Below are 14,837 nucleotides of genomic sequence, written 5' to 3'. Positions count from 1 at the left end.
TTATGATGAAAATTATTCTGGTAAAATATTAACTAATATTTAAAAAAAACTTGACATTTAACATAGAACATTGCGAGCGTTAGCGAAGCAATCTGTAGTGCTTAAACAATTATTATTGTGCAACAGCCTCTTTACATAATAAAACACTTGAAAGGTCAAAAAGTATAGATTAAAATCAAAAAAACGGGGGGTGTTTATGAAAAGGTTTTTATTTTTTCTTATTATTTTTATAAATATTAACTTTTTAGTTTTCGCCGAAGAAGTTAGATTTTCTTTAAAGGTGCTTCCTGTGCCACCGCTTCTTTCTGTATCAATAGATTTTCAAGAACCCTCAGGAAATAAAATCCTCGATGCGGAAGAAACAGGTAAACTTATATTAAAAATAAAAAACAAAGGTAATGGTGATACCTTTGATGTAAAAGCTAAAATTTTTACGAAAAATCTTGTCAGAGGGCTAAGTTTTGACGACGAAATCTATATAGGCACCATACCATCAGGCTCTACCGTAGTAAAAGAGGTTGACATAAAAAGTGATGAGAGTTTGCCCACATCTAAGGTGACATTTATAGTGAAGATAAATGAATTAAACGGCTTCAATCCAAAACCTGTGGGTATTGCTTTTAAAACGCATAAATTTGAAGAACCAGTGTTAAAAATTGTAGACTACAAGATAACAGACAGTAATAGAAACGGTAAAATAGAGCCTATAGAGCAGGTAGAGATAAAAGCTCGTATACAAAATATAGGAAAAGGACCGGCGGAAAATGTAAAAGCTGTTTTAGAGCTTGGAGATAATGTGTTTGTAGGTGGTGATTTAAGGACTGAATATGATCTCGGCAATCTTAAGCCAGGTGCGTATAAGGATATTTCTTTTGTTATTTATGCAAACAGTCTTATTGAAAATAATCAGAGAATTCCTTAAAAATAAATATTAGTGAAAAAAGGGGGAGATTTGGCAAGTCTGAAGATATAAAGCTTGTGATGTATAACCCTGATAATATTGGGACTATAAAAGTTGTAGATGCAAGCGAGGAAAGTGAGAATAAAGAAATTGTAGTAGCCACTGGGCTCACCACCGATGTTGAGGCAAAAATCCCTGAGGGAGCTAAAAAGGCAGGCAGATACGATGTGGCCGTGGTTATAGGAAACTCTAAATATCAATATGTTCCTGATGTAGATTTTGCAAAAAATGATGCCAGAACTGTGAAAAGATATCTGATAAAGACATTTGGTTTTAGAGAGGGTAATATAATTTATGTTGAGGATGCTACACTTTCTAAATTCAATCAGATTTTTGGTGTAGGTGATGGTAGTAAAAGTCAGTTGAGAAATTATGTAAAACCAGGTGTATCAAATGTGTTTATTTATTATGTGGGTCATGGTGCTCCTGACTTGAATACAAATGAAGCTTATTTTGTCCCAGTAGATGCAGATCCTCAATATTTATCGGTAACTGGTTATAAATTACAGAAGTTTTATGATAATCTTAAAAGATTAAACGCCAAAAAATTAACGATAGTATTGGATGCTTGTTTTTCTGGAAATTCTGCTAAGGGGATGTTGTTTAAAAATGTGAGTCCTGGCTTGTTAAAGGTGAAATCTGAGTATAAAAAGCCAGCTCAAGCTGTCTTGCTGGCAAGCTCTCTTTACAATCAGGTATCAACATGGTATCCAGAAAAAGGGCACTCAATGTTTACTTACTGGTTTTTGAAGGGGATTCAAGGTGAAGCTGATAAAAACCGTGATAAGAAAATAACTGTTTTAGAACTAAAAAACTATTTATCGGAAAATGTAAGTTATGAGGCGAGGAAACTGCACGGTGTAGAGCAGACCCCATTAATTGAGAGGAAACCATCAGATGTACTGGTCGTATTAAAATAAATATACTTTTTAGGGATTTGATTAGATGAGAAACTTATTCTTTGTCTTGCTAACTTTCTTGATGGTAGGTTCTGTTTTTGCTGGAGAAATAAAAAGGGTAACAGGTATCGGTTCATGTGCCATTGTCAATATGACTGCTGAGCAAGCACGGATGATAGCTTTGCAGAGAGCCAGAGCCGATGCGATAGAAAATGCAAGTGGTGTAAAAGTATCGGTAAATACTGTGGTGACAAAAGGTGAGCTAACACTTGATTTGATAAAGACTTATTCGAGTGGATACATAATAGACGAAAAAGTTTTTTGGTTGCCTTTGGGTGAATATAGACCATCTAAATATGCTGCCCCTATACCAGAATACAGAGTAAAAATAGAAGCATCCGTGATGGTATCAAAAAAGATTGTGGATGTTGGCTTACAAGCCAAATTAAATAAACACACTTTTATCAAGGGGGATAAGGCGTATATCAATATTCAAACTCAAAAAGATGCAAATATAGCTATATTTAACCTCATGGCAAATGATAGAGTGATTATGCTTTATCCAAATGCTTATGAAAAAGCACATGAGTTAAAAGCAGGGGAAAAGTTTGTTTTCCCTGGCAAAAATGCAGTTTATGACCTTGAGATGTCAACTCTGCCGGGGCATCCTTCAGATACGGAAGCATTTTTAGTGGTTGCAACTGATAATAAAAAGATAGATTTTAGAAAATTATTTAAGTTAGACAGTGATGTAAGCTTAATAGATTTTTATAAAAAATACAGCAAGATAGCTGAAAGTGTCCAGGAAGTCATTTTACCATACCAGGTGTTTGAAAAATAATTATTTCTAACTTTTGATTGTTCAATTATTGTCGGTGAATAAAGTAGAATATTTGAGTGTATTTCACTATAGGCTAACATGTTGATAATTATCGAGATCTTATCGTCGCATTCGCTCCTCGCAATGTCCACCATCTATCGTCTTTGCGAGCGTCATCGAAGCAATCTCTTATTCATTGTCCCACTTGAGATCGCTTCGTCAGCTTACGCTTCCTCGCGATGACTGTCAAGTTGCCATAGAGAGCGTTAGCGAAGCAATCTGGTAAAATGATTTCGTTTGCTAATATTTGAATTTTTCAAGCGTTTATTTTGCTGTGTTTGTTAGGATGTTGTAGTAAAGATTTGCGGCGGTGATAATCTCTTTGAAGTTTACAAACTCATCCTTTGTATGTGCCACCGATAAGTCTCCAGGGCCTAAAATAATCGGTTTTATACCTGACTGCCAAAAAATAGGTGCATCTGAATCACTTTTAAAATCGGTAGGATTAAACTCTAATTTCATTTTCTCATAAATGTTTTTAAGTAATTTTGGCATAGAGGCTTTGTTTGAAAGCTCATAACCGTGATGAATTGTTTCCAGTGAAAGTTTTATCTCTTCAGAGTCAAATTTTGAAAAGATTAAATCCTCTATTTCAAATACGAGTGAGCCGATAGCATACTTTATCGGGATGTGAAGATCCAAATAGGCTTCACATCTATTTGGACTTGCAAAACCTGATTGTGAACTACTAAAATCCCTTATATTGTATAAAATATCCCCTTTTTGCCCAAGGTAGTCTAAAATCATATTGATAGCATCCATCATAATCTTAACAGCATTTTTATCAGGCTTTGAAACAGCTGCATGTAACTTTTGGCCATAAGTTACAAGGGAAATTTCCACATAGCCATAGTGCCCAAAACAAGGGAGTAAGTTTGTAGGTTCTCCAATGATTGCCCAGTCAAATGGATAAGCTCTACAAAGCTCAAAAGCACCATCACCCGATTCTTCTTCGCCTACTACCAGAGCAAGTGAACAGGAAAAATCTTTTTTTACTTTTTCTTTATAGGTTAAAAAAGCTTCAATCATCGCAGCACAGCCACTTTTCATATCTGCTGTACCAAGCCCATAAATTTCATCACCAACAATATCTGCTTCGTAGTTTTCATAGTCAAATGCAGGCACCGTATCAATATGCCCCACAAAAACAATCTCACTTTCGCCACTTTGGGGTAAAATTATTAGATTGCCTCTTGATTCTTCCACTTCTTGATATTCAAAATCTACTTTGTATTTTTTAAAATAATCTTTTAAATAAGAAATTATCTCTTCTTCTTTGCCTGATGGGCTGTAGATATTGACCATATCTAAAAAAAGTTCTTTAAGTCTTTTTTCATTAATCATTTTTTATCCTTTAAATTTAGCGTTAAATAAATCTGTTCTTTGGGTGAAGAAAACCCTTTGTTTCTAAAAAAGTTTAAGGCTTTTTCATTACTTTTTTCTACATCAACTATTACAGTTTCCACATCATTATTTTTCATGTGTTCTAAGAATTTGTCAAAAAGGATTGATGCTACCCCCTGTTTTTCATACTGTTTATCAATACAGAGCCAAACTAAATACCCATATCTTATAGATGCCTTATGGATAATATAAGATAGTATAAAACCTGCTATTTCATTATTTTCATCAACTGCTACAAAACAGCTCTCTTTATCATTTACAAAAAACTCAACTACCTCATTTTCATCCCAAACTCTATGTAGGTTTGGGTATTTATTTAGTGTGAATACTTTTTCTCCAAGTCTATAAATTTTTGGTAAATCATCAATTGTCATATTTCTGATTTTTATGTTACTCATTTTTTCCCTCTATTAAATTCCTCATGTTTATTATATGTTTTATTATTAAAAAAACAACAATGTATTTAATTAGTAAATTCGAGGCTGTTGCACAGTAAATTATGTTTTTGCTAACAAAGTAGTTTTGAGATTGCTTCGGCAACTTTTATTGCCTCGCAATGACCCAAAAATGCCGTCATTGCGAGCTTTAGCGAAGCAATCTGAGGTCTTAAGCTATTACTATTGTGCAACATCCTCAAATTCATTTTGTAAGAATATCAAATTATACTTATAGAAAATAAGTAGTGCCATTAGTATGTATTTGATTATGATATCGATTAATTAAAGTCTATAACAATAGCTTTTGGCTTGATAATTTTGAAGACGGATTTTATTATTAAAACATGTTAGAAAACTACACTAAATCTTCAATAGTAAAATTAAAACTATTAGAAATATTCTTTTTTGGTGATGAAAATCAGTTTTATCAGCTTCAGTGGATAGCTGATGAGTTAGATGTGAATATTAATACTGTAAAAAGCGTTTTTTCTGAATTGAAATCAAAAGGTTATTTTGTTGCTGTAAAAGGGAAGGGGTTTTGTATCAACAGAGAGTTTTTATACAAAAGAAAAAACTTATTACTTTATCAAGGGGAATTATCAAAGATTATAAACAAAATAATAAATAGTGGTTTAAATAGTGATGAAGTGTTTTTCTGTTTCAATCATGCTCTATTAGAACAAAATTCTGGAGATATCTATTATGTTGATGAGGAGTATTATAATTTGTTTGTGGGAAGAAGAGAATTAGAAGAGCAGTTGCAAAGAGAAGTAATTCCACTTTTATTGCCTGATGCTGTGAATAGGCTAAAAGAATGTAGTTTTGATAATTGTATAATAGTTACAACTTATTACTGTTTAAAAAGATTGGAAGAGGTTAATAATTGTAATGTAAAAATCTTCCCTTTGAAAATTACTCCACCAATAGATACTTTAGTAAATTTTGGTAAGGTAAGTACGAGTGATATAATCTTAGTGATAACAATTAATGATGAGATGAAGAGGAGATTTGAAAGATCTTACAGTTCATTGATGAGAAAATTTAATTCGTTAATATTTGTTTCTATTGAGGAAAAAACAAAAATTCAAAATTTGATTAAAGATGCTAAATATGTACTCACTTTAAAACAGATCTACGATACGAATAAAGACCTTTTTAATAAGGTGAAAAATTTAGTTGTTTATTCAAGATTTCACGATGAAGAAGGTATAAAAATGCTTAAAGATGTAATTGAGAGTAGGAGGTTTTGATGATTATTGTTGGCGTTGATACAGGTGGTACTTTTACAGATTTTATTTATAAAAAAGATGGGAAATGGGGGGTATATAAATTACTGTCTACTCCATATAACCCTGCTGAAGCTGTTTTAAAGGGGCTTGATTATATTCTTGAAGGTAAACCTGGGAATATTACACATGGATCTACAGTGGCTACAAATGCAATTTTAGAAAAGAAGGGTGCAAATACTGCATTGATAACAAATAAAGGTTTTGAAGATGTGATTGATATAGGCAGACAAAATAGAAAAAAACTTTATGACCTCTACTATCAAAAAAATAAGCCACTTGTATCATCGACTATGAGATTTGGTTTGGACTGCAGGGTTAATTCAAATGGTGAAGTTCTGAAAGAGGTGGATTTATTACAGCTTGAAGAGATTGCTGAAAAACTAAAGATTGCGGAAGCAGAATCTGTGGCTGTGTGTTTTTTGTTTTCATTTTTGAATAGAAAACATGAAAAAGTTGTAGGGGATTATCTTAGAGAAAAAGGTTTTCATTGTTGCCTATCTTCAGAGATTTTACCTGAATTTAGGGAGTATGAAAGGTTATCAACTACAGTAATAAATGCTTATGTGTCACCTAAAATGGATAGGTATATAAGTCATATAAAAGATAATTTAACTGAGGGGAGCAAGCTCAGAATAATGCAGTCAAATGGAGGGGTAATTTCTGCAGAAGTGGCAATGAGTGAATCTGTTAGGACTATTCTTTCTGGCCCTACTGGTGGGGCTGTTGGAGCATTTGAAATAGGGAAAATGGCTGGTTTTGACAAGCTAATTACATTTGACATGGGTGGAACCTCTACAGATGTGGCACTTATTAATGGAGAGTTGCCTTTAACTGTAGAATCTGAAATAGATGGATTTCCTGTAAAAGTTCCTATGATAGATATCCACACGGTTGGTGCAGGCGGTGGCTCAATTGCCTATAAAGATGATGGTGGTGCTTTGAGAGTGGGGCCTATAAGTGCTGGTGCTGACCCTGGACCTATTTGCTATGGTAAAGGGGATCAGATTACAGTTACAGATGCAAACCTTTATCTTGGAAGACTTATACCTGACCACTTTCTTGGTGGAGAGATGAAACTTGATAGAGAAAAGCTAAACTTTTATTTTGACAAGCTATCCAAAGAGTTTGGTTTGACCACAGTGGAGCTTGCAGAAGGGATTTTAGAAGTTGCCAATACAAATATGGAAAGGGCTATTAGGGTTATTTCTGTAGAAAGGGGGTATAACCCCTCAGATTTTACACTTTTCTCTTTTGGTGGTGCAGGAGGGATGCATGCAGCTTTTTTAGCTAAATTACTTCATATTCCAAGAGTACTTGTTCCTAAAAATCCAGGTATTTTATCCGCAATAGGGATGATTTTATCAGATATAATAAAGGATTATTCAAAGACCGTAATGTTGAAAGAAGCATTAAACTTTAATGAATTGAAAACATATTTTGCAAATATGGAAGAGCAAGGGGTAAATGACCTATTGAATGAGGGGGTAGAGAGAGAAGATATATCATTAGAGTTGTATTTGGATATGAGGTATTTAGGACAATCTTATGAGATTATAGTTCCATTTACGGAAGATTATGTAGATACTTTTCATGAATATCATAAGAGATTGTATGGGTATGCAAATTATGAAAAACCGATTGAAATAGTAAATTTAAGACTTAGAGCAAGAGGTAAAATGGAAAAACCAGAATTTGAAAAGAAAACTAAGAAAGTAGCAGATATAGATAAAAATGCTATTTTAGGTGAAACTGATGTTATTTTTGGTGGTAAAACTGTGAAGTCAAAGGTCATTGATAGGGATTTACTTTTATATGGTAATAAATTTGATGGGCCAGCTATAGTTATCGAATATTCTTCAACAATAGTAATACCACCTGAGGCGACAGTTGAGGTGGATTCTTTTGAAAACTTGATAATTTATGTTTGAGGTGAGGTTATGAAATTAAATCCTATACTATTAGAAGTTTTTAAAAATAGATTCATTTCAATATCAGAGGAGATGGGAGTTACATTAAATAGAACAGCTTTTTCACCAAATATAAAAGAGAGAAGGGATTTTTCATGTGCAATATTTGATGAAAATGGTGATATGATTGCTCAGGCTGCACATATCCCAGTTCATCTTGGCTCTATGCCTATGAGTGTAAAATCAGCGATAGAAAATGTAGATTTGAAAGATGGCGACATGGTTATTTTAAATGACCCTTATAAAGGTGGCACTCATTTGCCAGATGTAACCATAGTTGCACCAGTTTTTTTAGGAGAAGATAAACCTCAATTTTTTGTTGCAAATAGGGCTCATCATGCTGATATCGGTGGTATGACTGCAGGCTCAATGCCACTATCTACCTCAATTTTTCAAGAAGGTTTAATTATACCACCTCTTAAAATTGTTGAAAAAGGTGAGGTGGTTGAGCCTTTGATGAAATTTCTTCTAAATAATGTGAGAACCCCTTATGAAAGAGAGGGGGATTTTACAGCACAAATTATGGCAAACATGACTGGTATAAAGAGGATTGAAGAATTAGTAAATAGTTATGGGCATCAAATGGTAAAAGAATATGCAAAAGGGATGATGGATTATTCAGAAAAGATATTAAAAAATAGGATAAAAGCTATTCCTGATGGGGTTTATGAGTTTGAAGATTTTATGGATGATGATGGTATTGAAAAAGAGAAAATTAAAATTGCAGTTAAGCTGATTGTAGATAATGACAAAGTGGAGGTGGATTTTACAGAGAGTGATGACCAGGTGAAAGGTAGCATCAATGCTGTTTATTCCATTACCTTATCAGCAGTTCTATATGTATTTAGGTCTTTGGTAAGGGATGATATCCCCACAAATGCTGGGCTTTTAAGACCAATCAAGCTAAAAACTCGTAAAGGTAGCATAGTCGATGCAAAATTTCCTGCTAGTGTTGCTGGCGGTAATGTGGAAACTTCTCAAAGAATTGTTGATGTGCTGTTGGGAGCGTTATCAAAAGCTTTACCAAATGAAATACCTGCAGCAAGCCAAGGGACTATGAATAATATTACAATTGGTGGAATTGATGAAAAAAGTGGCCAACCATTTACTTATTACGAAACCATTGGTGGAGGTATGGGAGCAAGCAGTTTTGCAAATGGAGAATCTGCAGTTCATTCTCATATGACAAACACTTTAAATACTCCGATTGAAGCTTTGGAATTTACATATCCTATGATGGTTGAAGAGTATAGTATTAGAAAAAACTCTGGAGGAAATGGTAAGTTTAGAGGTGGAGATGGGATTGTAAGGCAGATAAGGTTGTTAAATGATGCCGAAGTGACAATGCTTACTGAAAGAAGAATTTTTAGCCCATACGGTTTAAATGGAGGAGAGCCTGGAAAGTGTGGTGAAAACATTGTGATTTCTAATGGTGATAAAAGAAAAATGCCAGGCAAATTTAATATAAACCTTAAAAAAGGTGATATAATTAGGATAGAAACACCGGGTGGTGGCGGCTTTGGCAAAAGTAAATAGGGAATTAGTGGGTGGATAAACCCACAAAAAATAGAGAAGGGAGTTTACTATGGGAGTAAGAAAACTTTTAGTGTCAATTTTAGCATTTTTATCTTTGTCAGTTTTTGCTTTTGCTCAAAATTTTACACTTAATCTTAATGCTATTTATGGCCCAACTAGCTTTCACACTCAGGGTGCAATGGAATTTGCAAAACTGGTGGAAAAGTATACCAATGGTTCTGTAAAAATAGTTGTTCATCCAGGTGGAAGTTTAGGGTTTAAGGGCCCAGAGCTTTTAAAAGCGGTTAAGGATGCACAAGTTCCTATGTCTGATATTTTAATGGGTGTTGTTGCTGGTAGTGAGCATGTATTTGGGATAAGTTCTCTACCAAGACTTGTTTCAAACTTTAAAGAAGCAAGAGCACTTTATGAGGATTGTAAACCACTTTATGAAAAAGCTGCATTAAAATGGAATCAGAAGTTTTTATATGCTGCTCCTTGGCCACCAAGTGGTTTGGTTACAAAAAAAGAGATTAAAAGTGTAGATGATTTAAAGGGGCTTAAAACAAGAACTTATGATAAAAATGGTGCAAAATTTTTAAGAGAGCTTGGCGCTTCCCCTGTTTCAATGCCCTGGGGTGAGGTGTATTCTTCTCTTAGAACTGGCGTGATAGATTCTGTTTTGACTTCAACAGAATCCGCTAAAAATGGTAAGTTTTGGGAAGTTTTAAAATATTTTACAAATATTTATTATGCTTTTCCACTCAATATGGTAACAATCAATTTGGATTATTGGAAAGCTTTATCAAAAGAGCAGCAAAAAGCTATGCTTAAAGCTGCAAAAGAGATAGAAGAAATGCAGTGGAAAAATTCAAAAGATAGGTATTTTTCTGCAGCAAAAGTTTTAGAAGAGCATGGGATGATTATAAACAATCCAACACCTGAGCTTGAAAAAGCTATGGATAAAGCAGCTAAGAAAATTATTGATGAGTTTATGAGTAAAGCAAAATCTAAAGAAAGAGCTGTTTTGGAGAAATATATTAAATGAAGAAAGTTCTAAAAATAATAGATACGGCATCGAATATCGGTGCCGTATTCTCTGCCATATTTATGATTTTGATAGTATTACTTATTGTTATAGAAATATTTTTGCGTGCACTATTTAATAAATCTACATTAATTACTGATGAATACAGTGCTTATATGTTTGTTTTTGTTGTAATGTTAGGGTTGTCTTATACTTTCAAAGAAAAGGGGCATATTAAAATTACAATTATAACTTCAAGATTAAAGAAAAAAACACAACGATATCTTGATATTGTTATCTTGTTAATAGCTTTAGCTATTTTGATATTTTCATTATATTATTCTTTTATGATGGTTTATGATACATACTCTTTAGATATGAGGGCTGATACAATTGCAGAAACACCATTATATTTACCTCAAATTGCCTTACCTGTGGGTTATTTTATATTTATTTTACAGGTAATTGCAGAGATAATAAAAAAATTCAAGTATGAGGAAGATGAATGATTTCTGATCCATTATTGTTATCGGTTGTTATGTTTGTATCATGTTTTTATTTTTATTGAGTGGTTTGTGGATAGGGTTTTCTTTGTTTGCTGCTGCAATTTCAGGCATGCTTTTGTACAAATTTAATTTACCCCCTACAATTTCTATTTGGAGTAAAATTGGGGATTTGATAGCCAATTCGGTTTGGAATAGTTTAGATTCTTGGTCTCTAACAGCATTACCCCTTTTTATTTTGATGGGCGAAATCCTTTATAGAACAGCTATTTCAACAAAATTGTTAAACGGGCTTCTACCTTGGCTTACTAAAGTGCCAGGGAAATTGCTTCACATAAATGTTTTTGCTTGTTCACTTTTTGCTGCGGTATCTGGATCTAGTGCTGCTACCACTGCAACAGTTGGTCAAATAACATTACATGAATTGACAAAAAGAGGTTATGATAAAAGATTAGCTTTAGGATCGCTTGCAGGAGCTGGTACACTCGGTTTTTTAATACCACCAAGTTTGATTATGATTATTTATGGTGTCTTGTCTGATACTTCTATAGGGAAGCTTTTTATAGGTGGTATTTTGCCAGGGCTGTTACTTGCAGGGATGTATTCTACTTATATTATAATAGTTACACTTTTCAAACCTAGTGTTGTTCCAAAAGATGATGAAAAATACTCTTTTAAAGATAAGTTAATACAATCTAAGGACATTTTACCTGTAGTATTTTTAATATTTATAGTATTGGGAGGTATTTATTTAGGTTTTACAACCCCAACAGAAGCTGCTGCAATAGGTGTAATAGGGTCTTATTTACTTGCCATTTTGTTTAAGAATTTAACTTGGGAAAATTTCAAAACATCCCTTTTAAATGCAGTAAAGACTACATGTATGATCTCTTTTATAATTATGGGTGCTGCTTTTCTTTCTCAAGTGGTGGGTTTTGTAGGCATAGCAAGGGCATTAAGTGAATATATTGCAAGTCTTAATCTATCCCCTTATGTGTTAATTTTTGTTGTGGGATTGATGTATATCTTTCTCGGGATGATATTGGATGGGATCTCTATGGTAGTTATGACTTTACCGATTGTTTTACCTATAGTTACTATGGCTGGCTTTGATCCTTTATGGTTTGGTATATTTTTAGTTTTTATGGTGGAATTAGCTCAAATTACACCTCCTGTGGGTTTTAGTCTTTTTGTAATACAGGGGATTTCAGGTGAGGATATTTCTACTATTTTAAGAGCTACTTTTCCATTTTTTATGATAATGATTTTGATGGTAATACTTATAACTATGTTTCCTCAGATAGTTGAATATTTACCTAATCAGATGATTAGATAAATTTCATGATGAATGTTTGATTACTTTGTGATGACCATTTCTTCTTGTATCAGAAGCAGCAAAGTCTTTGCCTGCAGCGTGGACTCCGCCGAAATACATATTAAACTCATCAAATTTTACTGTATCATACTGCTCTTCAATCTCTTTTATAAACTCTTTTGGAAAACCTTGCTCATAATAAACTATATTGTTTTCAAAATGGATTCTTGGAGAATTTATACTTTTTTCCAGCGATAATTTTTTTACAATAAAGTTGTAAATTGTATTTAAAATAGCACTTCTAATTCTATTACTCCCAGCACTACCAAGAGCTAAATAAAATTCGCCATTTTTTGTAATTATTGTGGGGCTCATCATGGAAAATAACCTTTTATTTTTTGGCCAGTTGAAAAAACCGAAAAAGTTTAAATCTTCTTCTCCAAGCATATTGTTCATCATAAAACCGGTGTTTGGGATAACCACACCACAGCCTTCACCATTGCTTGTGGTGCAGCTTACTGCATTGTGGTCTTTATCTACAATACTAAAATGAGTTGTATTACCTAAATCCTTTTTATCAGACAAATATCTGTTAATAAAGTCTAAATAATGTTCTTTTGAAATATTGATAAATAAATCTAGATTTTCTTCTTTGAAGAAATAATTTCTAAACAGAGATGTTTCTTTGATTACTTCTACTAAATCTAAAAGGAAATTTTTAGAAATATGATTATACTTTTCTAAGAACTTAAATGAAAAATATAATAACATCCCTCCTATTGATGATTTAAAAAGAAGATGTAGCTCATATCCATCTAAACTTATGGTCAAAGGGGTGTTATGCTCAACTGCATAACTCATTAAATCAGATTTTTGCAACAAGCCTCCATTTTTGCTGTAAATAAATTCTATTTGATCAGCTAGTTCCCCATTATAAAATATATCTGCTCCTTTTTTGATAAGTGTTTTAAGGAAATTTGCGTATTCAAAGTTTTTAAAAAAGGTTTTATCATTTAGTAATGTTCCATTTATGACAAATTGCTTTTTACTTTCCTCGGTTGCTAAAAAAATAGGAGCTAATAAGTCATTTATCACATAAGATATAAAAGGGCTTATATAAAACCCTTGTTCTGCAAGTTTTATGGGGTACTCAAGACAATCAGATAAAGGTAAACACCCCTTTTCTTGATGAATTGTCAAAATACCAGCAAGATTTCCAGGAACAGCTGTGGATGCATAACCTACATGAAATGTTTGCACAGCGGACTTAAAATCAACATTTACTGGGTAAAAGTTTTTCTCTTTACTATCTTCTGAGGGAACATTTACGAAGAAATCATAATATTTGATATCTTTTGTTTTTGCGTCAAAATATGTGAGGTAGCCTCCACCAGCAGGGCTTGTGAGGGGCAATTCTGCTAAACAAGCAGTAAAAAAAGATGATACAGCCGCATCAAAGGCATTCCCACCTTTTTCTAAAGTGTATATTGCAGATTGCATTGTGTGATAATCACCAGCAGAAACGGCACAAAAAAATCTTTTCATATCTCACCTAATTTGCACAGATTTAAAAGGTTATTAAACTTATTGTAATTTTCCACTAATTTGTAAGAAATACTTTTATTTTCGGCATAATCATTGATAATTTGTAAATACTTATTATCAATAGTATCACTGTGTTTTTCTATAAGAGCTTTGATTAAAGTGTTTATTTTCTCTTTTTTATCATTTAAAATGAAATTGCCATCTAAAGAGTATCTTATCGCATTCCATTTGTTTTGTTTTAAAACTGGATAAAATAATTTTTCACACTTTTTGTTGCAAAAATTTTTGGCTATAAGATAATAAAGAGCAGTTATTGCAAGTATTCTATTAATATTATTTGTGCTATCACATATTCTAAGCTCAACAGTTCCATAATCAGGTCTTATTCTCACATCCCACCATAAATCGTTATATTTTTCTATAAAATTGTGGTGGTATAAAAGTTTAGTTGAATTGATAAAATCTTCATAATTATCTAAATACTCTGGCACACCACCTCTTGGTAAGTTTTCAAAAATGAGGCTTCTATAAGAGTGTAATCCAGTATTTTTACCTTCAAAAAATGGTGATGATGTAGAAAGTGCCAGCATTAAGGGCATATATTTTAAAGTATGGTTGTGGACATTTACAGCTGCTACCTCATCAGGCAGTCCAATATGTATATGCATACCAAAAATCAGAAACCTATCTAAAACCATCTGCAATTCGTTTTTTAATTTTTCATATCTTTTATCAGGAGTAGGTTTTGCATCTGTGATTTTTGCAAAAGGGTGAGTCCCAAGACCTATAATTTTTGCATCATATATTTTTGCTGCATTTTTTAGCTGATTAAAAATTTTGTCAAAGAATGGTGCAATCTCATCAAGACTATTAAAAACAGGTGATACTATTTCTATAATTGATTGAAAATACTCTTTTTTAAGATACTTACTGTATTTTTGAGGAATAACTTCAAATATTTTATCTCTGACTCTTTTTAGTTTATAGGTTGTAGAATCAACAATGAAAAGTTCTAATTCTATTCCGATGTTTAAACTTGAACATTTTTTAAAACTAAAGTCCATACCAAATTATAACAATTTTAAATAAAAATTC

12 protein-coding genes and 1 pseudogene are annotated in these 14,837 nt (G+C 32.8%); 9 read left to right on the top strand and 4 right to left on the bottom strand.

The genetic code is table 11. The features are described 5' to 3' along the window. The first annotated feature begins 196 nt into the window (after positions 1–196). The 3 genes from OWM07_RS10590 to OWM07_RS10580 are packed head-to-tail and all read left to right on the top strand — an operon-like array spanning position 197 to position 2,701. Positions 197–922 carry a CARDB domain-containing protein gene (locus tag OWM07_RS10590; RefSeq protein WP_423303707.1) on the top strand — a complete coding sequence of 242 codons (726 nt, stop codon included), beginning with the start codon at positions 197–199 and terminating at the stop codon, positions 920–922. Positions 923–981: 59 nt separating this feature from the next. Further along, positions 982–1,881 (top strand): caspase family protein, encoded by a 900-nt coding sequence (locus OWM07_RS10585; RefSeq protein ID WP_423303706.1) that lies wholly within the window; start codon positions 982–984, stop codon positions 1,879–1,881. 25 nt (positions 1,882–1,906) lie between these two features. Beyond that, entirely contained in the window at positions 1,907–2,701 is a 795-nt protein-coding gene (locus OWM07_RS10580) for a DUF4384 domain-containing protein (protein ID WP_423303705.1), read from the top strand. A gap of 303 nt (positions 2,702–3,004) precedes the next feature. On the opposite strand, the gene OWM07_RS10575 is transcribed toward OWM07_RS10580, so the two are convergent. Together OWM07_RS10575 and OWM07_RS10570 are read right to left on the bottom strand one after the other, a co-directional pair. Then, on the bottom strand, positions 3,005–4,084 hold the full coding sequence (locus OWM07_RS10575; protein WP_423303704.1) for a M20/M25/M40 family metallo-hydrolase: 1,080 nt from the start codon (positions 4,082–4,084) through the stop codon (positions 3,005–3,007). Next, complete coding sequence (locus OWM07_RS10570) at positions 4,081–4,542, bottom strand: GNAT family N-acetyltransferase (protein WP_423303703.1); 462 nt, start codon at positions 4,540–4,542, stop codon at positions 4,081–4,083. The genes OWM07_RS10575 and OWM07_RS10570 overlap by 4 nt, the downstream gene beginning before the upstream one ends. A gap of 383 nt (positions 4,543–4,925) precedes the next feature. Here OWM07_RS10570 and OWM07_RS10565 point away from each other — a divergent pair, with 383 nt between their 5' ends. The 6 genes and pseudogenes from OWM07_RS10565 (at position 4,926) to OWM07_RS10540 (ending at position 12,218) form a co-directional block, all read left to right on the top strand. Continuing rightward, positions 4,926–5,831 carry a GntR family transcriptional regulator gene (locus OWM07_RS10565; RefSeq protein WP_423303702.1) on the top strand — a complete coding sequence of 302 codons (906 nt, stop codon included), beginning with the start codon at positions 4,926–4,928 and terminating at the stop codon, positions 5,829–5,831. Then, positions 5,831–7,798: a hydantoinase/oxoprolinase family protein gene (locus OWM07_RS10560; RefSeq protein WP_423303701.1), complete on the top strand. Its 1,968-nt coding sequence runs from the start codon at positions 5,831–5,833 to the stop codon at positions 7,796–7,798. The genes OWM07_RS10565 and OWM07_RS10560 overlap by 1 nt, the downstream gene beginning before the upstream one ends. A gap of 9 nt (positions 7,799–7,807) precedes the next feature. Next, entirely contained in the window at positions 7,808–9,373 is a 1,566-nt protein-coding gene (locus tag OWM07_RS10555) for a hydantoinase B/oxoprolinase family protein (protein ID WP_423303700.1), read from the top strand. A gap of 49 nt (positions 9,374–9,422) precedes the next feature. Continuing rightward, positions 9,423–10,400 (top strand): TRAP transporter substrate-binding protein, encoded by a 978-nt coding sequence (locus OWM07_RS10550; protein ID WP_423303699.1) that lies wholly within the window; start codon positions 9,423–9,425, stop codon positions 10,398–10,400. Continuing rightward, positions 10,397–10,888: a TRAP transporter small permease subunit gene (locus OWM07_RS10545; protein ID WP_423303698.1), complete on the top strand. Its 492-nt coding sequence runs from the start codon at positions 10,397–10,399 to the stop codon at positions 10,886–10,888. Before OWM07_RS10550 ends, OWM07_RS10545 begins: the two co-directional genes overlap by 4 nt. After that, positions 10,885–12,218: pseudogene (locus tag OWM07_RS10540) on the top strand (TRAP transporter large permease). Before OWM07_RS10545 ends, OWM07_RS10540 begins: the two are co-directional and overlap by 4 nt. A gap of 3 nt (positions 12,219–12,221) precedes the next feature. On the opposite strand, the gene OWM07_RS10535 reads toward OWM07_RS10540, so the two are convergent. Then, the gene (locus tag OWM07_RS10535; RefSeq protein ID WP_423303697.1) at positions 12,222–13,742 is read right to left on the bottom strand and encodes a gamma-glutamyltransferase; all 1,521 of its coding nucleotides are present in this window, start codon (positions 13,740–13,742) and stop codon (positions 12,222–12,224) included. Then, entirely contained in the window at positions 13,739–14,806 is a 1,068-nt protein-coding gene (locus OWM07_RS10530; RefSeq protein ID WP_423303696.1) for a carboxylate-amine ligase, read from the bottom strand. The genes OWM07_RS10535 and OWM07_RS10530 overlap by 4 nt, the downstream gene beginning before the upstream one ends. Between the last annotated feature and the right edge of the window lie 31 nt (positions 14,807–14,837).

It is taken from the genome of Deferribacter thermophilus (genome assembly GCF_049472675.1).
GTDB classification, from domain to species: Bacteria; Chrysiogenota; Deferribacteres; order Deferribacterales; family Deferribacteraceae; genus Deferribacter; species Deferribacter thermophilus.
The sequence above is the reverse complement of the archived record's forward strand: the minus strand, read 5'-3'. Positions and strand labels throughout refer to the sequence as shown.